The 22,666-nt window shown below is 71.2% G+C and carries 21 protein-coding genes; 13 read left to right on the top strand and 8 right to left on the bottom strand.

Features of this window, described 5'->3' with window-relative positions:
• Positions 1–6: 6 nt before the first annotated feature.
• The 3 genes from BEK98_RS21695 to BEK98_RS21685 all read right to left on the bottom strand — a co-directional run bounded on the left by BEK98_RS21695 (position 7) and on the right by BEK98_RS21685 (position 2,339).
• Complete coding sequence (locus tag BEK98_RS21695; protein WP_208643185.1) at positions 7–663, bottom strand: hypothetical protein; 657 nt, start codon at positions 661–663, stop codon at positions 7–9.
• Positions 651–1,190, bottom strand: coding sequence for a SigE family RNA polymerase sigma factor (locus tag BEK98_RS21690; protein WP_067006350.1), 540 nt, complete (start codon positions 1,188–1,190; stop codon positions 651–653). Before BEK98_RS21690 ends, BEK98_RS21695 begins: the two co-directional genes overlap by 13 nt.
• A gap of 273 nt (positions 1,191–1,463) precedes the next feature.
• Positions 1,464–2,339, bottom strand: a complete 876-nt coding sequence (locus BEK98_RS21685) for an HhH-GPD family protein (protein ID WP_094218294.1) — start codon at positions 2,337–2,339, stop codon at positions 1,464–1,466.
• 190 nt (positions 2,340–2,529) lie between these two features.
• Here BEK98_RS21685 and BEK98_RS21680 point away from each other — a divergent pair, with 190 nt between their 5' ends.
• The gene (locus BEK98_RS21680) at positions 2,530–3,345 is read left to right on the top strand and encodes a hypothetical protein (protein WP_208643184.1); all 816 of its coding nucleotides are present in this window, start codon (positions 2,530–2,532) and stop codon (positions 3,343–3,345) included.
• Between the two features lie 191 nt (positions 3,346–3,536).
• Here BEK98_RS21680 and disA read toward each other — a convergent pair whose 3' ends face one another.
• Entirely contained in the window at positions 3,537–4,661 is a 1,125-nt protein-coding gene (gene disA, locus BEK98_RS21675) for a DNA integrity scanning diadenylate cyclase DisA (protein ID WP_094218292.1), read from the bottom strand.
• Positions 4,662–4,742: 81 nt separating this feature from the next.
• Positions 4,743–6,152 carry a DNA repair protein RadA gene (gene radA / locus BEK98_RS21670; RefSeq protein WP_094218291.1) on the bottom strand — a complete coding sequence of 470 codons (1,410 nt, stop codon included), beginning with the start codon at positions 6,150–6,152 and terminating at the stop codon, positions 4,743–4,745.
• 200 nt (positions 6,153–6,352) lie between these two features.
• Between radA and BEK98_RS21665 the strand changes: the two genes are divergently transcribed.
• Positions 6,353–8,026, top strand: a complete 1,674-nt coding sequence (locus BEK98_RS21665; protein WP_425276618.1) for a BACON domain-containing protein — start codon at positions 6,353–6,355, stop codon at positions 8,024–8,026.
• Between the two features lie 246 nt (positions 8,027–8,272).
• Here BEK98_RS21665 and BEK98_RS21660 read toward each other — a convergent pair whose 3' ends face one another.
• Positions 8,273–9,163: a DUF3109 family protein gene (locus BEK98_RS21660; RefSeq protein WP_208643183.1), complete on the bottom strand. Its 891-nt coding sequence runs from the start codon at positions 9,161–9,163 to the stop codon at positions 8,273–8,275.
• Positions 9,164–9,234: 71 nt separating this feature from the next.
• Here BEK98_RS21660 and BEK98_RS21655 point away from each other — a divergent pair, with 71 nt between their 5' ends.
• From BEK98_RS21655 to ilvD, 4 genes are all read left to right on the top strand, one after another.
• Complete coding sequence (locus BEK98_RS21655) at positions 9,235–10,167, top strand: Ppx/GppA family phosphatase (RefSeq protein ID WP_094218289.1); 933 nt, start codon at positions 9,235–9,237, stop codon at positions 10,165–10,167.
• 147 nt (positions 10,168–10,314) lie between these two features.
• A complete protein-coding gene (locus tag BEK98_RS21650; protein ID WP_094218288.1) occupies positions 10,315–11,133 on the top strand; it encodes a sugar phosphate isomerase/epimerase family protein in 819 nt (272 codons plus the stop codon).
• Positions 11,130–11,735: a TetR/AcrR family transcriptional regulator gene (locus BEK98_RS21645; RefSeq protein ID WP_094218287.1), complete on the top strand. Its 606-nt coding sequence runs from the start codon at positions 11,130–11,132 to the stop codon at positions 11,733–11,735. Before BEK98_RS21650 ends, BEK98_RS21645 begins: the two co-directional genes overlap by 4 nt.
• 225 nt (positions 11,736–11,960) lie before the next feature.
• Positions 11,961–13,814 carry a dihydroxy-acid dehydratase gene (gene ilvD, locus BEK98_RS21640; protein WP_094218286.1) on the top strand — a complete coding sequence of 618 codons (1,854 nt, stop codon included), beginning with the start codon at positions 11,961–11,963 and terminating at the stop codon, positions 13,812–13,814.
• Positions 13,815–13,912: 98 nt separating this feature from the next.
• Here ilvD and BEK98_RS21635 read toward each other — a convergent pair whose 3' ends face one another.
• Positions 13,913–16,027: a serine/threonine-protein kinase gene (locus tag BEK98_RS21635; protein WP_094218285.1), complete on the bottom strand. Its 2,115-nt coding sequence runs from the start codon at positions 16,025–16,027 to the stop codon at positions 13,913–13,915.
• 180 nt (positions 16,028–16,207) lie between these two features.
• Here BEK98_RS21635 and BEK98_RS21630 point away from each other — a divergent pair, with 180 nt between their 5' ends.
• The 7 genes from BEK98_RS21630 to proC all read left to right on the top strand — a co-directional run bounded on the left by BEK98_RS21630 (position 16,208) and on the right by proC (position 21,077).
• Entirely contained in the window at positions 16,208–16,522 is a 315-nt protein-coding gene (locus BEK98_RS21630) for an SH3 domain-containing protein (RefSeq protein WP_094218284.1), read from the top strand.
• A 25-nt stretch (positions 16,523–16,547) separates the two neighbouring features.
• A complete protein-coding gene (locus tag BEK98_RS21625) occupies positions 16,548–16,895 on the top strand; it encodes an SH3 domain-containing protein (protein WP_107428288.1) in 348 nt (115 codons plus the stop codon).
• Between the two features lie 42 nt (positions 16,896–16,937).
• The gene (locus BEK98_RS21620; protein WP_094218282.1) at positions 16,938–17,453 is read left to right on the top strand and encodes a hypothetical protein; all 516 of its coding nucleotides are present in this window, start codon (positions 16,938–16,940) and stop codon (positions 17,451–17,453) included.
• Positions 17,454–17,660: 207 nt separating this feature from the next.
• Positions 17,661–18,458: a class I SAM-dependent methyltransferase gene (locus BEK98_RS21615; protein ID WP_094218281.1), complete on the top strand. Its 798-nt coding sequence runs from the start codon at positions 17,661–17,663 to the stop codon at positions 18,456–18,458.
• Positions 18,459–18,587: 129 nt separating this feature from the next.
• Positions 18,588–19,391 carry an ABC transporter ATP-binding protein gene (locus tag BEK98_RS21610; RefSeq protein ID WP_094218280.1) on the top strand — a complete coding sequence of 268 codons (804 nt, stop codon included), beginning with the start codon at positions 18,588–18,590 and terminating at the stop codon, positions 19,389–19,391.
• Positions 19,388–20,182 (top strand): ABC transporter permease, encoded by a 795-nt coding sequence (locus BEK98_RS21605; protein WP_094218279.1) that lies wholly within the window; start codon positions 19,388–19,390, stop codon positions 20,180–20,182. The genes BEK98_RS21610 and BEK98_RS21605 overlap by 4 nt, the downstream gene beginning before the upstream one ends.
• Before the next feature lie 82 nt (positions 20,183–20,264).
• Entirely contained in the window at positions 20,265–21,077 is an 813-nt protein-coding gene (gene proC, locus BEK98_RS21600) for a pyrroline-5-carboxylate reductase (protein ID WP_094218278.1), read from the top strand.
• A gap of 46 nt (positions 21,078–21,123) precedes the next feature.
• On the opposite strand, the gene trpS is transcribed toward proC, so the two are convergent.
• A complete protein-coding gene (trpS, locus tag BEK98_RS21595) occupies positions 21,124–22,149 on the bottom strand; it encodes a tryptophan--tRNA ligase (protein WP_094218277.1) in 1,026 nt (341 codons plus the stop codon).
• Positions 22,150–22,666 lie beyond the last annotated feature (517 nt).

Here is a 22,666-nt window from a genome sequence, read left to right as displayed (position 1 = left end):
GATCGGTCAGTTGTCCTCCGGCGCGGTCGTGGCGTCCCCGCCGACTCCGCTGCCGTATTCGTTGTGGACGACCCGCCCCTGGACGAACCGTCCCGCCTTCCAGGTGTAGGGGATCACGTCCTCGCTGGAGGGGCTCGAGACCGGGTCGCCCTTCTTGTACACCTGCTTGGTCAGGGTCAGGACGCCCTGTTCGATGTCCGCGACGACCGGGGACTCCTCGTTCTTGAAGACATTCTTGAACGTGCCGCCTTCTTCCCGGTACACGTACGAGCCGAGGCCGATCCAGTCGCCGCACGTGAGCACGTTGACGACGATGTCGTCCACCGGGCCGCCGGTCAGGTCGCCGTAGGAGGCGTCGACCGGATAGTCGTCGCCGTCGCACGGCTTCAGGTCGCGCTTGACGGTCGCCGAGACCGCCGGGTCCTTCTTGAGCAGGTCCACGGCGTCCACGCGCCGGTACCGGTCGGTGGGGCTGGGCGCCGGAGAGGCGACCGCGCCCGCCGCCGCGGAGGCGTGCGCCGGGCCCTCGTCCCGCGCGCCGGTCCCCTCGGTGCCGCACGCGGCGACGAAAAGGGCGAGGGCGGCGAGCACGACCGCAGCCGTGATCACCGCCTGTGTACTGCCTCGGGCCTCGCTGGGCCCGGCCCCGGTCAGGCCGCGCAACGCTCCCGCTCCTCACGCTCCAGCGCGCGTGCGTCCAGATCGCGGGCCTCCAGCTCCTCGCGGAGCCGGGCGAGCGCCCGGTGCAGCGTGCTCTTGACCGTACCGGCCGACATGCCGAGGGCCGCGGCCGTCTCCTCAGTGGACATCTGCTCCCAGTGTCGCAGCACCACGACGCTGCGCTGTTTCGGAGCGAGCACTTTCATGATGTCCATCAGCAGGGCGCGATCGGCGTGCTGCTCGGTGGAGTCGTCGACCGAGGCGTCCGGCAGCTGCTCGGTCGGAACCTCCTCCAGCTTGCGCGCCCGCCACCACTCGGTCCGCGTGTTGATCATGACCCGGCGCAGATAGGCGTCCGCGAGCCGCTTGTCGGCGATGCCCTCCCAGCGGCCGTAGGTCCGCACGAGCGCGGTCTGCAGCAGGTCCTGGGCATCCACCGGGTCCGGGACCAACCGGCGGGCGCTGCGCAGCAGCGCGTCCTGCCGGGTGCGGACGTACTCCTCGAACTCGAGCACCTCGCCCTGCGCCATGATCAACCGCCTCCGTTATCCCCGTGTACTCCGGCTCGCGCCAGAAGTCCCGCTGTCCCGCTGTGCCGTGGTCTGCCGGGCACGAGAAAAAACTACGGAGCTGTTGTCACGGGGCTGTGCGGAGCAGCCTGCGGCTAGCAATCGGCTGTCCGTCGGTTGTGTAACGGAAGTAGGTCCGGGGTAAAGGGGCTGACTCTTACGTCCCTTTATGAGGCGGTTTGTAGGGTGGGAGGGTCCATAACGAAGGCCCGCACGCCATGACTTGGCTGTGTGTCAGGTCAGCGGCAGCCGGTAGAGACCGCCGGGCAGCGGCTCCACCAGACCGTCCGTGACGAGCCCGTCGAGCGCGCGGGCGCGCTGCACCGGCTCGTGCCACACCCGGTCCAGCGCCGCCTGGGGCACCGGCACGTGCGCCTCCCGCAGTACGGCGAGCAGCTTGCCGCGCACCTGACGGTCCGTGCCCGCGTACGTCTGTCCGCGGCGCGGCGGCCCCTCGTGCTCCGGCTTGCCCGCCAGCCGCCAGGCGCACTGCGCGGCGATCGGGCAGCGGTGGCAGCCCTCGTTCTTCGCCGTGCACACCAGCGCGCCCAGCTCCATGGACGCCGCGGCCCAGCGGGCGGCCGTCCTCTCGTCCTCGGGCAGCAACTCACGGGCCAGCTTGCGCTCGGCGGCCGTGGTGGCGTTCGGCGGGTACTGCACCCCGCTCACCGCCCGCGCGAAGACCCGGCGCACATTCGTGTCCAGCACCGGGTGGCGCTGCCCGTACGCGAAGGAGGCCACCGCGGCGGCCGTGTACTCGCCGATGCCGGGCAGCGCCAGCAGCTGGGTGTGATCCGTCGGTACGTCCCCGCCGTGCCGCTCCGCTATGGCGACCGCGGCGCCGTGCAGCCGCAGGGCGCGGCGCGGGTAGCCGAGCCGGCCCCAGGCGCGCACCGCCTCTCCGGGCGCCTCCTCGGCGAGGTCGGCGGGGCGCGGCCAGCGGGCGAGCCACTGCTCGTAGACGGGCAGGACCCGGCTGACGGGGGTCTGCTGGAGCATGAACTCGCTGACCATCACGCCCCAGGGGCCCGCCTCCGGGCGGCGCCAGGGGAGGTCGCGGGCGTGGGTGTCGAACCAGGCGATCACGGGGGCGTGGAGCTTCTCAGTCATGGCATTCCGATCCTGCCACGGGTCGGGCGGGCAGGGCCGAAAACAGGCGGTTGCGGAGCGTTGCGTCTGGTCGCGGTAGGTGAAGGACCCTTTCTCCTGCGACAGTTGCCGGGATGATGATCCGGAAAAGTTGGGGTCCGGGCGGCGGGTGGCGCAAGCAAGCGCGCCGATCTCTCGTACAGTTTGCGCCGTGGGATCTCTGCGCAATCCGGTCGGGCCGCTTCCCTCCTCCATCTACTGGCGACGGAGGGTCGTCATCGTGTCTGTGGTCGCCGTGTCGGCGCTGCTGATCACCTGGATCGTCACGGCCGGCGGCGGGGGCGGCAAGAAGAACACCGACGCCTCCAACGGCAAGAATCCCGTGTCCACGATCACGCCCGGGCCCTCCTCGTCCGAGTCCGCGATCACCCAACACCCGGGCGGCCGCGACGAGTCGAGTGGCGGCGGCGACGCCGGCGGGAGTTCCGGGTCGGACGGCAAGGGCGACTCCGGCTCGACGGGGTCCGACGGTGGTTCGGGCGGTGGTTCGGGCGGCGGCTCGGGCTCGGGGTCCGGCGGGGGCGATGTCGGTACGGGCGACACGCTGCCGGCGTCCTCCTCACTGCCCAACTGCACCGCCGGGGCGGTCACGTTGAGCCTGCGCAGCCGGCACAACTCGTACTCCCCCGACCAGGTGCCGACGTTCGAACTCACCGCGAAGAACGCCTCGTCCAGTGACTGCAAGGTCGACCTCGGACCGAAGCGCGCGGTGTTGACCATCACGCCGGCGGACAGCAGTGACGCCTACTGGTCCTCGGCCGACTGCCCGAAGGGTGCGGCGAGCCTGGTGTTCCGGGTGCCCGCGGGGCAGAGCATCACGTACGCCGTGACGTGGGACCGCAAGCCGAGCGCTCCGCAGTGCGGGACGCCTCCGGCGGGGGTGGCGAAGACGGGGACGTACTTGCTGGAGGCGCAGGCGTCGGGGTTCGCGAAGGCTCAGGCTTCGTTCGTGCTGTCTGCTGATTAGCGGGGCTGTCGGGTCCGTCGTGCGGGTGCGGGTGCGGCTGCGTGGGGGCTGGTCGCGCAGTTCCCCGCGCCCCTAGGGGGTTGCAGTGCCGTCGGCCGCAACTGCACCGTACGCGGCTGCGTGCGGTGCGGTGAGTACTTACGACCAGCCACGTACCACCCGCAGCTCACGACGGACCCGCCGCTCCCGGATCAGACGTACCGCTCCAGGATCGAGGACTCGGCCAGCCTCGACAGGCCTTCGCGGACGCTCCGGGCGCGCGCCTCGCCGACCCCGTCCACCGCCTGAAGGTCGTCCACGCTCGCGGCGAGCAGCTTCTGCAGGCCGCCGAAGTGCTCCACCAGGCGGTCGATGATCGCGCCCGGCAGGCGCGGCACCTTGGCCAGGAGCCGGAAGCCCCGCGGGGACACCGCGGAGTCGAGGGTCTCGGGGGAGCCGGTGTAGCCCAGCGCACGCGCCACCGTGCCCATCTCCAGGAGTTCCGCGTGGGAGAGGGCGTCCAGCTCGGACAGTGCCTCCTCGACCGTGCGGGAGCGCTTCGCCGTGGGCTCGGGGACGTAGTCCCGGACGACCAGCTCACGGTCGGGCTCGACGCCCGCGATCAACTCCTCCAGCTGAAGTGCCAGAAGACGACCGTCCGTGCCCAGTTCGACCACATATTCAGCGATTTCGGTGGCGATGCGCCGGACCATCTCCAGGCGTTGGGCGACCGCCGACACGTCCCGGACCGTCACCAGGTCCTCGATCTCCAGCGCCGACAGCGTGCCCGCGACCTCGTCGAGACGGAGCTTGTACCGCTCCAGGGTGGCCAGCGCCTGGTTCGCGCGGGACAGGATCGCCGCCGAGTCCTCCAGCACGCGCCGCTGCCCGTCGACGTACAGGGCGATCAGCCGCATGGACTGGGAGACGGAGACCACGGGGAAGCCGACCTGCTTCGAGACGCGGTCCGCCGTGCGGTGCCGCGTGCCGGTCTCCTCCGTGGGGATCGTCGGGTCCGGGACCAGCTGCACGCCGGCCCTGAGGATCTTCGACAGGTCGGAGGAGAGCACTATGCCGCCGTCCAGCTTGCACAGCTCCCGCAGGCGGGTGGCGGTGAACTCCACGTCCAGGACGAAGCCGCCCGTGCACATCGCCTCGACGGTCTTGTCGGAGCCGAGGACGATGAGCCCGCCGGTGTTGCCGCGCAGGACCCGCTCCAGGCCGTCACGCAGGGGCGTACCCGGAGCCACGGCGCTCAGTGAGGCGCGCATCAGGCCATCGGTACCGGCACTCCCACCGGACTTTCCGGGAGCTGCTGCCCGGTCGTTGGCTGCCACTGCACTCCTCCGGTCGCAGGTTCTGGGGCGCTGCCGTCTTGCGCACTCGGTTCGTACGGACGGGCGAGACCTGGGCAAAGTCTACCGGCGCTCCTCCGCCTCCCGTGGGGCCTCTCGGCGACGGGAGCGCGGCAGAACCCTGAGCGCGTCTCCCATGTCGGCGACTTCCAGGACCTTCATCCCGGGCGGGACCTTGCCCGGATCGCCTGGCACGAGCGCGTGCGTGAAGCCCAGCCGGTGCGCCTCGGCGAGCCTGCGCTGCACGCCCGTGACCCGTCTGACCTCGCCCGCCAGACCGACCTCGCCGATCGCGACGAGGTTCTTGGGCAGCGGGGTGTCGCTGGCGGCGGAGGCGAGGGCGAGGGCGATCGCGAGGTCGGCGGCCGGCTCCGACAGCTTCACGCCGCCCACCGTCGCCGAGTAGATGTCCCGCTTGCCGAGCGCGCTGATCCGGCCGCGCTGCTCCAGCACCGCGAGCATCATCGACACCCGGGAGGTCTCCAGGCCCGAGGTGGTCCGGCGCGGGGAGGGGATCTGGGAGTCCACGGTCAGCGCCTGCACCTCCGCCACCAGCGGGCGGCGGCCCTCCAGGGTGACCGTCAGGCAGGTGCCGGGGACCGGTTCGTCACGACGGGTCAGGAAGAGTCCGCTGGGGTCCGCGAGGCCCGTGATGCCCTCGTCGTGCAGTTCGAAGCAGCCGACCTCGTCGGTGGCGCCGTAGCGGTTCTTCACGCCCCGCACCAGGCGCAGGCGCGCGTGCCGGTCGCCCTCGAAGTGCAGGACGACGTCCACCAGGTGCTCCAGCAGCCGGGGGCCGGCGATCGCGCCGTCCTTGGTGACGTGGCCCACCAGCAGCGTGGACATGCCGCGTTCCTTGGAGGCGCGGATCAGGGCGCCGGCCACCTCGCGGACCTGGGCCATGCCGCCGGGCGCGCCGTCGATCTCCGGGGAGGCCACCGTCTGCACCGAGTCGAGGATCAGCAGGGACGGCTTCACCGCGTCCAAGTGGCCGAGGACGGCGGCCAGATCGGTCTCGGCGGCGAGATACAGGTGGTCGTCGAGAGCGTTGATGCGGTCGGCGCGCAGCCGGACCTGGCTCGCGGACTCCTCGCCGGTCACATAGAGGGTCTTGTGCTCCTCGCTCGCCGACTTGGCGGCCACGTCCAGCAGCAGGGTGGACTTGCCGACCCCGGGTTCGCCCGCGAGCAGCACGACCGCGCCGGGCACGAGACCGCCGCCGAGCACCCGGTCCAGCTCCGGCACGCCGGTCGTGCGGGCGGTGGCCTGGCGGCCGTCGACCTGGCCGATGGGCACCGCCGAGCTGGTGACCCGGCCCGGTGCCGTCGTACGGACCGCGGGCGCGCCGTACTCCTCGACCGTCCCCCAGGCCTGGCACTCGGGGCAGCGGCCGAGCCACTTGGCCGTCTGCCAGCCGCACTCGGTGCAGCGGTAGGACGGTCGGTCCTTGGTGGTCTTGGTACGGGCAGCCATGCGGAAACCGTAGCCCGCGGCACTGACAGCGCCCGCTCGGGGCGCATGTGGGTGGACTGGTATTGGCCACCGCCCGTCCGGTTCGAGCCATGGAATAAAGGGTTCCTGTCCCCTTATGAGGGATCGTTTCACCCGTACGGATTAAAAGTGCTCAAGGTGCAAGAAGGGGCACTCCGCCGCCGCCTACGGTCGCACGGGTGATGAGCAGCAGTCCTCAGACCACGACCCGCACCACCGGCGCACACCGGGCGCACCGGGAGGCGCGCGACCGAGCCGCCGCGCGCACCCTCGCCCAGCGGCCGCCGGCGCGCTACGAGCCGTACCTGGACGGCCTGTTCACCTACTGCCTGTCGGTGCTGTGCGACCACGACGCGGCCACCGCCGCCCTCGGGGACGTCCTGGCGCTGGCCGAGCGGCGCGGGCAGCGTGTCCCGGACGCCGCCGCCGACCGCAGGGCCTGGCTGTACGCGCTGGCCCGCTGGGCCTGCCTGCGAGGGCTCGCCGAAGCCAAGCAGAAACGTCAGGCCACCCACGCGGCGGGCCGTCCCGCGGCCACGAAACAGGTACCCGATCCGCCCGTCGCCCCCGACGTCCAGGAGCAGCGCCGCCGCGAACTCGCCCTGCTCGCCTGGCCGGAGGCGGCCGGCACCACCCCCGAGCAGCGCGAGGCCCTGGAACTCGCCGTCCGCCACCATCTCGCCGCCCACGAGGTCGCCGCCGTCCTCGGCATGGAGCCCACCGCCGCGCGCGAGCTGCTCGCCACCGCGGCCTGCGAGGTCGAGCGCACCCGCGCCGCGCTCGCCGTGGTCGAGACCGGCGGCTGTCCGAGCGTGGCCCACCTCACCGGAGACAGTCAGCTGGTCCTGAGCGCGGCCCTGCGCCGCGAGCTGGTCCGGCACGTCGACGACTGCCCCCGCTGCCGCCGTACCGCCGAGCGCGCCGTGCCCGGCCACTGGCCTGGCGCCACGGTCACCCCGGCCGAGCTGCCCGTCCTGGAGGCGCCCCGCGCGGCCCTGCACGTCGCCCTCGCGCACCAGCCACGCGCGCGGGGCGCGGCCGTACCCCGTTTCGACCGGCGCGGCTTCCCGATGGACCCCAAGGACCGCGCGGCCCGTCGGGACCGCCTACGCGCGCGTGCCGTCACCACGACCGTCGTCGCCACCGTCGTCGCGGCCCCCGTGCTCGCCCTGTGGGCCGCCTACCGGGGCGCCCCGGCGGCCGAGGACGGCCGCGCGGCCACCGCGCGCGAGGCGCAGGGCCCGGACGCGCTCGGCAGCGACACCACCGGCGGCTACGAGAACGCGGGGAACGCCAGCGTGAAGCCCGGCGGCCCCGGCAAGGACGGCGCTTCTGACGTCTCCGTGGAGGTCATCAGCGTCTCCGGAGGAGACGAGAAGGGCGCGGGACAGCTCGCGGTCAGCGCCGCCAACGACGGCGACACCACGCTGATCACCCTCACCGCCTCCGGCTCCGCCCCGGTCCGCTGGTCCGCCGCCACCTCGGCGGCCTGGCTCTACCTCAGCCAGTCGTCGGGAACCCTCGCCCCCGGCGAGACGTTGACGATCAAGGTGTACGTCGACCATCTGCGCGAGCCCTCCGGCCACTGGCACGCACAGGTGGCGGTCTCCCCGGCCGGCGCCGTGGTCACCATCGACGGCTACGGCACCGCCCCGAGCCGCCCCTCGACCCCGCCCCCGACCCCCACCAGCCCCGACCCGACCCCCTCGTCCTCGCCCCCGACGGACCCGCCATCCAGCCAGACCCCGACCCCGACCGACCCGAGCCCCAGCCCCACGGACCCCACCCCGTCCGACCCACCGAGCCCGTCCCCGTCCCCGAGCGACGACGGAACCCCGAGCCCGTCGGACAGCTAGGGGCAGGCATCGCGGTCGGGCGCCGAAGCCAGCGCGGCGCGGCCGCGCGGTTCGCCTGAGCCGATGTCCAGGTCCTCGTGCCTCGGCTGGGGCTGGCCGGCATCGCGGCCGAACGGCCCAGGCAGCGTGGCGCGGCCGGACGGCCCAGGCGGCGCGGCGCGGCCGTACCGCTCACCCGGCGCGGCCCCTGGCCCCCCGCACGCGCCCCCGGCAGCCGGCGCGCCCCGTAAGACGCCCTCAGCAGACCTACGCCGGATCCGCCGGATGCGGTGCCACCAGCGGCAGCTGCGACGCCAGTCGCTGTTCGCACAGCTCGACCAGACGGTCGTAGCCGGCCTTGCCCATCAGTTCGGTCAGTTCGGCCCGGTAGGAGACGTACACCGGCTCGCCCGCGCCGTGCGCCGAGGTCGCCGACGTGCACCACCAGTGCAGGTCATGGCCGCCCGGACCCCAGCCCCGGCGGTCGTACTCGCCGATGGAGACCTGGAGGACCCGCGTGTCGTCGGGGCGGTCGATCCAGTCGTACGTCCGCCGGATCGGCAGCTGCCAGCACACGTCCGGCTTGGTCTCCAGCGGCTCCCGGCCCTCGCGCAGGGCGAGGATGTGCAGCGAGCAGCCCGCGCCGCCCGCGAAACCGGGCCGGTTCTGGAAGATGCAGGAGCCCTGGAAGGGGCGGGTCTGGCGGGAGCCCTCGTCGTCCTCCGAGACCCAGCCGTCGCGCCGGCCCTCGTCGTGGTGCTGCCAGATCTCCGGCGTCAGCCGCGCCACGTGCTCGGCGACCCGCTTCTCGTCGTCCTCGTCGGAGAAGTGGGCGCCCAGCGAGCAGCACCCGTCGTCCGCGCGGCCGGCCTGGATGCCCTGGCAGCCGCTGCCGAAGATGCAGTTCCAGCGCGAGGTCAGCCAGGTCAGATCGCAGCGGAAGACCTGCTCGTCGTCCGCCGGGTCCGGGAACTCCACCCACGCGCGGGCGAAGTCCAGCCCCTTCTCGTCGCTCATCTTCGGGGCCTTCCTGGACGTCGACGCCTTCACCTGCGAAGGATCCTTCGATCCCTTGGAGGATTTGGCCGCCTTGCCCGACTTGGCACCCTTGGCGTTCTTGGTGCTCTTGTCGGAGTTAGCCTTTTTCGTCTTTGGCACCTGTCCAGGGTAAGTGGCCCGAGGCCGCTTCGGGGACCGAGGACAGTGGATCTGGCAGTAGCGTTCCGTACATGAGACTCGGTGTCCTGGACGTGGGTTCGAACACGGTGCATCTGCTGGTGGTGGACGCTCACCCCGGCGCGCGCCCGTTGCCCGCGCATTCGCACAAGGCCGAACTTCGGCTCGCCCAGCTGCTCGACGACAGCGGTGCCATAGGCGATGACGGCATCGAGAAGCTGATCGCCGTCGTACGGGACGCGCTCCAGGCCGCCGAGGACAAGGGCGTCGAGGACCTGCTGCCGTTCGCGACCTCCGCCGTCCGCGAGGCCACCAACGCCGACGACGTCCTCGCGCGCGTGGAGGACGAGACCGGCGTACGACTCCAGGTCCTCACCGGCCCGGAGGAGGCCCGGCTCACCTTCCTCGCCGTCCGCCGCTGGTTCGGCTGGTCCGCCGGAAAGCTGCTGGTCCTGGACATCGGCGGCGGCTCCCTGGAGATCGCCTTCGGCATCGACGAGGAGCCGGACGCCGCCGTCTCCCTCCCGCTCGGCGCCGGCCGCCTCACCGCCGGCTGGCTGCCCGGCGACCCGCCCGACCCCGAGGACGTCCGCGCTCTGCGCCGCCACGCCCGCGCACAGATCGCCCGGACCGTCGGCGAATTCAGCCGCTTCGGCGCCCCCGACCACGTGGTCGCCACCTCCAAGACCTTCAAGCAGCTGGCCCGCATCGCCGGCGCCGCCCGCAGCGCAGAGGGCCTCTACATCCAGCGCGACCTCAAGCGCGAGTCCCTGGAGGCCTGGGTCCCCCGCCTGGCCGGCATGTCCGCACAACAGCGCGCCGAACTCCCCGGAGTCTCGGAAGGCCGGGCGAACCAGCTCCTGGCGGGCGCCCTGGTGGCCGAGGGCGCGATGGACCTGTTCGGCGTGGAGAGCCTGGAGGTCTGCCCGTGGGCGCTGAGGGAGGGCGTGATCCTGCGGCGCCTCGATCACATGGGGAACGGCTAGTCACCCAAGGGGCGCGGGCCGTATCGACACGCGGCTCCGCCGCGTGGGCGCGAGCAACCACGACGCACCCGCACGCGCAAATGGCGAACGTCACAACGGCGAATGGGCACCCCACTCCCTCACCACTCAACCCCGTAAGGTGACTGCGTGGCTGAACCAAGGGACGTGCCGGTGCCCGTCGCGCTGTCGACGGCCTCCGTGTACCCGGAGTCGACGGCGACGGCCTTCGAGATCGCCGCGCGCCTCGGGTACGACGGCGTCGAGGTCATGGTCTGGACCGACCCGGTCAGCCAGGACATCGAAGCCCTGCGCCGCCTGTCCGACTACCACGGCATCCCGATCCTGGCCGTCCACGCCCCCTGCCTGCTGATCACCCAGAGGGTCTGGTCCACAGACCCCTGGGTCAAGCTCCAGCGGGCCAGGGCGGCCGCCGAGAAGCTGGGCGCGTCCACCGTCGTCGTACACCCGCCCTTCCGCTGGCAGCGGCAGTACGCCCGTGACTTCGTCTCCGGGATCTGGCGGATGGCGAACGAGACGGACGTACGGTTCGCCGTCGAGAACATGTACCCGTGGCGCTACCGCGACCGCGAGATGCTGGCCTACGCGCCCGAATGGGACGTCACCAAGGACGACTACCGGCACTTCACGATCGATCTCAGCCACACGGCGACGGCCCGCACGGAAGCGCTGGACATGATCGACCGCATGGGCGACCGCCTCGGCCACGTCCACCTCGCCGACGGCCGGGGCTCGGCCAAGGACGAACACCTGGTCCCCGGACGCGGCACCCAGCCCTGCGCCGAGCTGCTGGAGCGCCTCTCGCGCACCAACTACGACGGCCACGTCGTCATCGAGGTCAACACCCGGCGGGCCATGTCCAGCGCCGAACGCGAGGCCGATCTCGCCGAGGCCCTGGCCTTCACCCGCCGGCACCTGGCCGCCGCCGTGAAGGTGCCCCGGCGATGACCGGGGCGACCGCGCGCCGAAGGGGACGGCCGCCGCGTGCCGAGTCGGCCGACACCCGTGACCGGATCCTCACCGCGGCCCGCGAGGAGTTCTCCGAACGCGGGTACGAGAAGACGTCCGTGCGCGGTATCGCCAAGGCCGCCGGGGTCGACTCCGCGCTGGTCCACCACTACTTCGGCACCAAGGAGCAGGTCTTCGAGGCGGCCATCGAGGTCGCCTTCGCACCCGCGCTCAGCGCGCCGAACGCGGTGGCCGAGGGCCCGCTGGAGGGGGTGGGGGAGCGGCTGACCCGCTTCGTCTTCGGCGTCTGGGAGAACCCCACGACCCGTACGCCCCTCCTCGCGATCCTCCGGTCCGCCGTGAACAACGAGACCGCCGCCGCCGTCTTCCGCCGCCTCGTCGCCACCCAGCTGCTGCGTCGCATCGCCGCCCAGGTGGACCTGCCGGACCCGGAGCTGCGGGCCGAGCTGGCGGCAGCCCAGCTGGTGGGCGCGGCGATGATGCGCTACGTGATCAAGCTGGAGCCGCTGGCCTCGGCGGACCTGGAGCAGATCATCGCGCGGGTGGCACCGGTGGTGCAGGGGCATCTCACGCAACCCTGAAGCCGGCAGCCCTGAAGCCGGCGCAGCCTTCAAGCCGGCGCAGCGCTGAAGCTGACGCAGCCTTCAAGCCGGAGCAGCCCCGAAGCAGGCGATCCGTGAAACTCGCGTCCCGCATTCCGGACAACCTTGTCCAGCCCTTGGAGGGGCGGCGTACGCTCGTAGGGAGTCAGAGGTCTCTCTGATCGCAAGTCTCTCTGATCGCAGTCTCTGAAGGAGCGAGCGACGATGCCCGAGCTGAGGTCCCGCACAGTCACCCACGGCCGCAACATGGCGGGCGCCCGCGCCCTTATGCGCGCCTCCGGTGTACCCGGTGCGGACATCGGCCGGAAGCCGATCATCGCCGTCGCCAACTCCTTCACGGAGTTCGTGCCGGGCCACACCCACCTGCAGCCGGTCGGCCGGATCGTCAGCGAGGCGATCAAGGAGGCGGGCGGCATCCCGCGCGAGTTCAACACGATCGCCGTCGACGACGGCATCGCGATGGGCCACGGCGGCATGCTGTACTCCCTCCCTTCCCGCGACCTGATCGCGGACTCGGTGGAGTACATGGTCGAGGCCCACTGCGCCGACGCCCTGGTCTGCATCTCCAACTGCGACAAGATCACCCCGGGCATGCTGATGGCGGCCCTGCGCCTGAACATCCCGACGGTCTTCGTCTCCGGCGGCCCGATGGAGTCCGGCCGCGCCACCCTGGTCGACGGCACGGTCCGCACCCTCGACCTGGTCGACGCGATCTCCGACGCCGTCAACGACAAGATCTCCGACGAGGACATCCTCCGGATCGAGGAGAACGCCTGCCCGACCTGCGGCAGCTGTTCCGGCATGTTCACCGCCAACTCGATGAACTGTCTGACCGAGGCCATCGGCCTCTCCCTCCCCGGCAACGGCTCGGTCCTGGCCACCCACACCGCGCGCCGCGCCCTGTACGAGAACGCGGCCCGTACGGTCATGGACCTCACCCGCCGCTACTACGAGCAGGACGACGACTCGGTCCTCCCGCTCAACATCGCGACCTTCGCGGCCTTCGAGAACGCCATGGCCCTGGACATCGCGATGGGCGGCTCCACGAACACGATCCTGCACCTGCTGGCCGCCGCCGAGGAGGCGGGCGTCCCGTTCGGCCTGGAGCAGATCGACGCCGTCTCCCGCCGCGTCCCGTGCCTGGCCAAGGTCGCGCCCAACGTCGCGAAGAACCGCACGTACTACATGGAGGACGTGCACCGGGCCGGCGGCATCCCCGCCCTCCTCGGCGAACTGCACCGCGCGGGCCTGCTGAACGAGGACGTCCACGCGGTCCACAGCCCCTCCCTGTCCGACTGGCTGAAGACCTGGGACGTCCGTGGCGGCTCCCCGTCCCCCGAGGCCGTGGAACTGTGGCACGCGGCCCCCGGCTGCGTCCGCTCCGCCGAGGCCTTCTCCCAGTCCGAGCGCTGGGAGGCCCTGGACGACGACGCCGAGGGCGGCTGCATCCGCTCGGCCGAGCACGCGTACTCGAAGGACGGCGGCCTGGCGGTCCTGAAGGGCAACCTGGCGGTCGACGGCTGCGTCGTGAAGACCGCCGGTGTGGACGAGTCCATCTGGACCTTCGAGGGCCCGGCCGTGGTCTGCGAGTCCCAGGAGGAGGCCGTCCAGCGGATCCTCACCCAGGAGGTCAAGGAGGGCGACGTCGTCGTCATCCGCTACGAGGGCCCCAAGGGCGGCCCCGGCATGCAGGAGATGCTCTACCCGACCTCGTACCTGAAGGGCCGCGGCCTGGGCAAGAGCTGCGCCCTGATCACCGACGGCCGCTTCTCCGGCGGCACGTCCGGCCTCTCCATCGGCCACGCGTCCCCCGAGGCGGCCTCCGGTGGCACGATCGCCCTCGTCCAGGACGGCGACCGCATCCGCATCGACATCCCGAACCGCACGATCGAGCTGCTGGTCGACGAGGCCGAACTGGCCCGCCGCGAGCAGGCCCTGAACGGCGTCTACGCCCCGAAGAACCGCGACCGCAAGGTCTCCGCCGCCCTCCGCGCCTACGCGGCGATGGCGACGAGCGCGGACCGGGGCGCGGTGCGCGACGTGACCAAGCTGGGCTGACAACTCACCCGAACCAGAGGGGCCGCCTCCACCCGGGGCGGCCCCTTTTGCACGTCATCAGGTCCCAGTCACCGGGGCGCACGTCACCAGGTCCCACGTCACCAGGCTGACGGGTCGCGTCCGTCCAGGGCGAAGACGGTGCCGTCGGGGGCGGTGGCAAAGACTCGGTTGCCGACGATGACCGGCGCGGGCGGTGCCCCCACGACCCCCGATTGGCTGCCAAGGCGGGCTTTGGTCTGCCCGACGAGCCTCCCCTGGGCTGCATCGGCGGCGAGGAGGCGCCCGTCGCCCGAGCTGAAGTACACCCTCTTGCCGTCGGCGACAGGCGCCGACCCACGGATCACCGAGGTCTCCAGGCGCCACAGCTGCTTGCGCGCGTCCAGATCGACGGCAAGCAGGGAACCACCTGTGGCCAGGAGATAGGCGAAGTGCCCCCGAACGGTTGCCTGAGCGTCGTCGAGTGCGACGGGCAAGGTTACTCGGCGTGTCTTCTTCGAGGCGGGTGTATAGCGGACGACCTCCTTGGTGTTTCCGTAGACGCTGTCAACGGACAGGAAGAACACCGAGCCGCCCTGGGCACCGAACGGCCGCAGTGCTCCGGTGAGCCGGACATCCCATTGCACACGGCCCGTGCCCGGATCCACCGCGGTCACCTGCGTGCTCGAGCCGTCGACGGACGTACGTGCTGCGTAGGCCAGCGAGTCTCCCGAGAACGACAGAAAGGACGGCGTTCCCTGACCAGGGAACCTGCGCTGCCACGTCGTATTGCCAGTTGCCGCGTCCACACCGGCGACCGTCCCGTCTGCATGTGTGAGCAGAGCCATGTCGCCTGCGTAGTGAATCGTCGTGTCCGGGGGCAGGCGTCGCTCCCAGACCTCCTTGCCCGAGGTGGGGGCGAGAGCCGCCAGGCGTGACCCGCCGCTCGTATAAGGCTGCACGAGATGGGCAGAGACCAGGGGTGGTTCGCTTGTGGTCTGCGCGGCGACGGAGTGCCTCCACAACAGTGCGCCGTCGGCAGGGGACACGGCGAACACCACACCGGGCCGGGCACAGAACAACTTCCCATCCCCATAAGTGCATTGCGGCATGCCTTTGCCCGCCCCGACCGGTCCGGCCGCCCAGGTGACGGAGGCAGTCGACACCGTCCGCGGGCTCCCGTCCTGCGGAGTGTCCCGGGTGGCGTCGAACAGCCGCACCGAGCTCAGGGCTCCGAGCACGGCAAGGCCGAGTGCCGCGGCACCCACAGCCGCCATCCGCTTCCCCCGGCGCCTACGTTTGCCGGATTGCGCCACGGGCTGTTCCACAGCCCGCTCGGCACCGGCCTGCTGCCCCCGGTCGCCCTCACTCGTCCGCTGCGCAGGTATGAACGCCTGCGTGTCGTACGAGGCCGCCACCGACCGCAGCTCCCGCATCAACTCATCGGGAGTCGGCCGGTCCTCGGGCTCCTTGGCGAGACACCGCAGGACCAGCGGCGCGAGGTTCTCCGGCACCCCGGTCAGATCCGGCTCGTCGTGCACCACCTGATACGCGACGACATACGGACTGTCGGAGTCGAACGGCCCCCGCCCGGTCGCCGCATGCACCATCACCGACCCCAGCGCGAAGATGTCCGCGGCCGGTCCCACCTCCCGCGGCCGCCGGAACTGCTCGGGCGCCATGAACGGCGGGGTCCCGATCAGCTTCCCGGTCTCCGTCCGCAGCTCACTGTCCTTGGGCCGCGAGATACCGAAGTCGATGACCTTCGGCCCGTCCTCGGCGAGCAACACGTTGCTCGGCTTCAGATCCCGGTGTACGACCCCCACCCGATGGATGTCACGCAGCGCCTCCGCGAGCCCGGCCATGAGCCGCCGCAACTGCGCCGTCGGCATCGGCCCGTTCCGCTTGACGTGCTCGGAGAGAGTCGGGCCGGGAATGAACAGTGTGGCCATCCAGGGCCGTTCGGCCTCCGGATCGGCGTCCACGACAGGCGCGGTAAAGGCCCCGCTCACCCTCCGGGCGGCAGCCACCTCCTGCCGGAAACGACCTCTGAACTCGGGGTCCCTGGCGAACTCGGCGTGCACGACCTTCACCGCGAGCCTCAGCCCGGAGGTGCTGCGGGCCAGATGCACCACACCCATGCCACCGGACCCCAGACACGACTCCAGGTGGTAGTGACCGGCGTACTCGGGAAGTTCCGCTTCCGCGCCCGCTCCGGTGTTGCGCTGTGGCGTCATGGACCACCCCCGTGCTGTTCGTCCGCGCGCGCGACGCACGGAGCCTAGTCGATGACTCGTACGAGACAGAGGCGGCTTGCTAGCGTCTGCGTGCGAGTTGCGCACAGGTGTTTCGCAATTCGTCTCAGGGGCATCAACGTGTCCCGTGACAGTCATGGGAACAACGGGGGGAGGCACTCGATGTCGGTCGAGCGCGTCGGAGAAGACGACACCAGCGGTGCGGCAGCCGCAGTTGCCACGGAGTCCTTGCGTTACTACTCGGTCGCCCCGGGCGTACGCCTGAACGTCCGCAGCGGCCCGGGCACCAACTACAACCTTGTCCGCGTCCTGCCCGAGGGAGCCAAGGTCCACATCTACTGCCAGTCACCGGGCACCACCGTCACGGGTCCGTACGGTACCTCGAACATCTGGGACAACATCAGCAACGGCGAGTACGTCTCTGACGCCTTCGTGCAGACGGGCAGCGACGGCTATGTCGCCTCGCGCTGCAGCTGACGCCAACGGAAGGGCAAAGCAACGCATGACATCCCGCAGACGCAGATCCCTCCTGCTCGCCGGTGCCACCGGAGCTCTTGTCATGGTCATGGGGGCGGCGTCCGTGGCCACCGCAGCCCCCACCGTGCGGACCTACCCAGTGGCCCCAGGCGTGCGCATCAACGTCCGCAGCGGGCCCGGCACCAACTACAACATCATTCGGGTTCTGATCGAGGGGACCCGCGTTCCGATCTTCTGCCAGACGCCGGGTACAACCGTGACAGGCCCGTACGGCACCTCGAACATCTGGGACAACATCAACAACGGCGAATTCGTGTCGGACGCTTACGTGCAGACGGGCAGCGACGGCTACGTCGCCTCACGCTGCGCCTGACCCTGCGAAGAGCCCGCCCCCGCCCAGAGCCATAATCGTCCCGTGAGCGACGAAACCGGCACCCCGGGCACCCCGGCGGGCTCCGCGGCGCAGGGCGGCGGCCCCCGCCCCGAGCCCCTCCGCTTCTTCGGCACCTCCTGGGTGCACCACGACAACGGATACGCGGCCCGCCGAGCCGGCGTGGCCGTCGGCTCCCTCGCCGCGGCCGCCGTCTCCTGCCTGATTCTGAACTTCGCCTACGAGGGCATCCAGATCGCCGACACCGGCGCCTTCGTGACCGTGCTGGTCGTCGCCATGTTCGCGATCTGCAGCGCGCTCGCCTTCCGCAACACCTGGGAGGGCTTCGGCAAGCACCACGACCCCCAGCGCCAGGCCTCGCTGCGCGGCCTGCTCGCCATCGGCTTCGTCGGCTCCCTGCTCGCCTACTTCTTCCGCTCCCTCACCGAGGCCCCCGGCGAGAAACTGCACCGCGAGGAGTACGAGAAGGCCCGCGAGGAGTACGAACGCCGCTCCTCCCGACGCACGGGCGACCCGTCGAAGAAGAAGCGGCGCCAGTAAGCCGTAACGCCGGTGAGTCTGTAAGCCGAAAGAAAGCGGTATGCCTGCGTAGAGCACCGTGCCCGCGCAGAGCACCGTGCCCGCGTAAAGCGGCTGCGCCCGCGCACAGCAGCGCGCCCGCGCAGAACACCGCGCCTGGCCGAAACGCGCTGCTCCCGCCCGCAAAACCCGCTGTCCCCTCCCACCCCACCCCCTCACCATGGCGGCATGACCACGACCTCCGCCTCCCCGGAACCGGCCACTCCGTCCCCCGCCCTGCGCGCCCACTCCTTCAACGCCGCCGCGGCCCAGTACGCCGCGAACCGCCCCTCCTACCCGCCCGCCCTCTTCGACGCCGTCGAGGAGCTGGCCGGCCGGCCGCTGTCCGGGGCCCGGGTCGTGGACGTCGGTGCCGGGACGGGGATCGCGACCGCCCTGCTGGACGCCCGCGGCGCCGACGTCCTCGCGGTCGAACCCGGTGCCGGCATGGCCGCCGAGTTCCGCCGCGCACTGCCGCACCTCCCGATCGTGCGCGGCAACGGCAACGCCCTCCCCGTCGCCGACGCCCACGCCGACTTCCTCACCTATGCCCAGGCCTGGCACTGGACCGACACCGCGCACTCGGTGCCGGAGGCGCTGCGCGTGCTGCGGCCGGGCGGTGCGCTGGCGCTGTGGTGGAACACCGACGCCCTCGACATCGAGTGGATCGCCGAGGCAGCCGACCGCACCGGCAGGTTCCTGGGCGTGGACATCGCCGCGGAGAAGCGCAAGGCCGGCGACGGCAACCAGGCCGCCGACCCCAGCGGCCGCCTCCGCTTCACCCGCCGCGAGGTCCGCTGGAGCCGCCGCGTCCCGATCGACACCCACCTCGCCAACATCGGCAGCCACTCGGCCTTCCTCGTCACTCCCGAGGAGCGCAGGAACGCGTTCCTGGAGGAAGAGCGCGGCCATCTGCTGAAGGTCTTCCCGGACGGCATCGTCGAGGAGACGTACGACGTGCTCCTGCTCGTCGCGACCAAGCCCTGACCCGACATCCCGTCAACCTCCCTCGCAGCGGCGGCGGCCCGGTTCCTCCCCGGGCCGCCGCCGCTTTCGTGTGCGGCACACCGATCCCTCCCCTTGACGGCACCGGCCGCCGGGAAGATTATTCATCATATGATGAATTACGTGCCCGATCCACCCCACCCCACGGCACCGGACGCCGTCCACGCCGACGACCTCACCGTCGTACGCGGCCCCCGCACCGTCCTCCACCACCTCCGCTTCACCGTCCCGCGCGGCCAGATCACCGGCCTGCTCGGCCCGTCCGGATGCGGCAAGTCCACCCTGATGCGCTCCGTCGTCGGCACCCAGGCCAAGGTCACCGGCACCCTCGACGTCCTCGGCCGCCCCGCCGGCCACCCCACCCTGCGCAGCCGCATCGGCTACGTCACCCAGGCCCCCTCCGTCTACGACGACCTGACCGTCCGCCAGAACCTCGACTACTTCGCCGCGATCCTCGACCCCGGCCGCGCCTCCGCCGAACGCCGCCACGACGTCGCACGCGTCCTCACCGACGTCGACCTCACCAGCCACGCCGACGCCCTCGCCGGCAACCTCTCCGGCGGCCAGCGGGGCCGCGTCTCCCTCGCCGTCGCCCTCCTCGGCACCCCCGAACTCCTCGTCCTCGACGAGCCGACGGTCGGCCTCGACCCCGTCCTGCGCCGAGACCTGTGGAACCTCTTCCACGACCTCGCCGCCCGCGGCGCCACCCTCCTCGTCTCCTCCCATGTCATGGACGAGGCCGAGCGCTGCCACCGCCTGCTCCTCATGCGCGAGGGCCGGATCCTCGCCGACGACACCCCGGCCGCCCTGCGCACCCGTACCGGCACCGACACCGTCGAGGCCGCCTTCCTCCGCCTCGTCGACCAAGCCAACGAAGCCGACGCCGTGGACCGCACCAAGGAGACGACCCGATGAGCACGACCACCACACCGGCAGCGCCCGCCGCCCCCGCCGTACCCACCGGCGCCCTGAACGCCGCCCGCACCACCGCCACCGCGGCCCGCGTCCTGCGCCAGCTCCGCCACGACCCGCGGACCATCGCGCTGCTGATCCTCATCCCCTGCCTGATGCTGATCCTGCTGCGCTACGTCTTCGACGCCAGCCCGCGCACCTTCGACAACATCGGCGCCTCCCTGCTCGGCATCTTCCCGCTGATCACGATGTTCCTGGTCACCTCCATCGCCACCCTGCGCGAACGGACCTCGGGCACCCTCGAACGCCTCCTCGCCATGCCCCTCGGCAAGGCCGACCTCATCGCCGGCTACGCCCTCGCCTTCGGCGGCCTCGCCATCGTCCAGTCGGCCCTCGCCACCGGACTCGCCGTCTGGCTCCTCGGCCTGGACGTCACCGGATCACCCTGGCTGCTCCTGCTGGTCGCCCTCCTCGACGCCCTGCTCGGCACGGCCCTCGGCCTCTTCGTCTCGGCCTTCGCGGCCTCGGAATTCCAGGCGGTCCAGTTCATGCCCGCGGTGATCTTCCCCCAGCTCCTCCTCTGCGGCCTCTTCACTCCCCGCTCCGACATGCACCCCGCCCTGGAGGCCATCTCCGACGTCCTCCCGATGTCCTACGCCGTCGACGGCATGAACGAGGTCCTCCACCACACGGACATGACGGCGACCTTCGTACGGGACGTCCTGATCGTGGCGGGCTGCGCGGTGCTGGTACTGGCCCTGGGAGCCGCGACGCTACGACGCCGTACCGCGTGAGCCCCCAAGCCGGCCGGCACGGCGAGTCCGTCCACCGGACAACTCGCCCGCACCCCTCCTCAGCGGTGCCAAACTGAACCGCATGAGCCAGAAAGTCGCAGTCCTCGGCACCGGCAAGATCGGCGAAGCCCTGCTCAGCGGAATGATCCGGGCCGGCTGGGCCCCCGCCGACCTCCTGGTCACGGCCCGCCGTCCCGAACGCGCCGAAGAACTCCGCGCCCGCTACGGAGTCACCCCGGTCACCAACCCCGAGGCCGCGAAGACCGCCGACACCCTGATCCTCACGGTCAAGCCGCAGGACATGGGCACCCTCCTGGACGAACTGGCCCCGCACATCCCCGCCGACCGCCTGATCATCAGCGGAGCCGCCGGAATCCCCACCTCCTTCTTCGAGGAGCGCCTCGCCGCAGGCACCCCGGTCGTCCGCGTCATGACGAACACCCCCGCCCTCGTCGACGAGGCCATGTCCGTCATCTCCGCCGGCAGCCACGCCACCGCCGAACACCTCGCCCACGCCGAGGAGATCTTCGGTGCCGTCGGCAAGACCCTCCGCGTCCCCGAGTCCCAGCAGGACGCCTGCACCGCCCTGTCCGGCTCCGGCCCCGCGTACTTCTTCTACCTGGTCGAAGCCATGACCGATGCCGGCATCCTGCTCGGCCTGCCCCGCGACAAGGCCCACGACCTCATCGTCCAGTCCGCCATCGGCGCCGCCGTGATGCTCCGTGACAGCGGCGAGCACCCGGTCAAGCTCCGCGAGAACGTCACCTCCCCGGCCGGTACGACGATCAACGCCATCCGCGAACTCGAGAACCACGGAGTCCGCGCCGCACTCATCGCCGCACTCGAGGCCGCCCGCGACCGCAGCCGCGAACTCGCCTCCGGCAAGAAGGACTGACGCTCACGACACCGCGAAGGCGGCGGGTCACCCCGCCGCCGCACGGCTAGCGAGCGGCGCTCAGCGAGGGCTCCGACACGGGCGGCAGCAACCCGATGGCCCGATAAGCGGTATCGACGATCGGCCGGGCCATCGCCCGAGCCTTCTCCGCACCATCCCGCAGCACCCCCTCCACATAGGCAGGATCCGCGCACAGCTCCCTGTGCCTGGCCTGCACGGGCCTGAGAACCTCCACCACGGCCTCCGCGGTGTCCTTCTTCAAAGCACCGTACGAGTCGTAAACGGCCGCCAGTGACTCAGGGTTCCCGCCCGTGCACGCTGCGAGAATCTCCAGCAGATTCGCGACACCCGGACGGGCCTCCCGGTCGTACTCCACAACCCGCCCGCTGTCGGTCACGGCCCGCATGACCTTCTTGCGCACCACGTCCGGCTCGTCCAGCAGATAGACGATCCCCGGCCCAGAGTCGTCCGACTTCCCCATCTTCGACGTCGGGTCCTGCAGGTTCATCACCCGTGCGGCCACCTTCGGCGGAGTGGCCTTCGGCACCACGAACGTGTGCCCGTACCGCTGGTTGAACCGCACCGCCAGATCCCGCGTCAGCTCGACGTGCTGCGTCTGGTCGTCCCCGACCGGCACCTCGTCCGCCCCGTACGCCAGGATGTCCGCCGCCATCAGCACCGGATACGTCAGCAGCGACAGCCGCACACTCCCACCGCGCTCACGCTCCTGCGCGGACTTCTCCTTGTACTGGATCATCCGCCGCATCTCGCCGTCCGTCGCCACGCACTCCAGCAGGTACGACAGCCGCGTGTGCTCGTCGACGTGGCTCTGCAGGAACACGGTGCACAGCTCAGGGTCGAGCCCGGAGGCCAGCAACAACGTCGCCGCCTGACGACTGAGCCTGCGTACCCGCGCCGGATCGTGGTCCACGGTCAGCGCGTGCAGATCGACGATGCAGAACAGCGAGTCCGCCCGGTGCTGGTCCACCGCGGCCCACTGCCGCATGGCCCCCAGGTAGTTCCCCAGCGTCAGATGCCCGGTCGGCTTGACCCCACTGAAGACCCGCGTCATCTCTACTCCATCTCCTGGTCGAGACCGCCGCTCCGGTCGGCCGGCTCCCGGAGTCCTGGAGGGAGATACGAGAACGGCCGCCGAAGCGGCGGCCGTTGAGTGCATACGTGAGTGCGGCCGCCGTCAGGCGGCCCACCAAAGCTGGGTACACGTACGCGTCGTCATCACGTCGGCCAGCGTACGCCCGCAGGGGCCCTCCCGCAGCGAGTTGACACACCCCGGCCCGATCCGTAAGGTTCTCCGAGTTGTCCGACGTGAGCGCCGACTCCGGTCGGTCCCCGGACAGCCATTCCGCAAGTACCTGCCAGCAATCGGCGACCCGTCGTCGTGTGCTTTGGCGCGCGTATTTGCGAAATGAGGAATCCGCGTTCGAAAGGACGCAGCCCCCGATTAGCTCGGGAGCCGGGAATCCGCTAAAGTCTCACTCGTCGGAACGGCCCAACAGTCGCGAAGACAATCCCGCCGACCGGGAATCGGACGCCGAAAGGATCTGATAGAGTCGGAACCGCCGGAAAGG

This window comes from Streptomyces diastatochromogenes (assembly GCF_002242805.1).
In the GTDB taxonomy this organism is placed as follows: domain Bacteria; phylum Actinomycetota; class Actinomycetes; order Streptomycetales; family Streptomycetaceae; genus Streptomyces; species Streptomyces diastatochromogenes.
The sequence above is the reverse complement of the archived record's forward strand: the minus strand, read 5'-3'. Positions and strand labels throughout refer to the sequence as shown.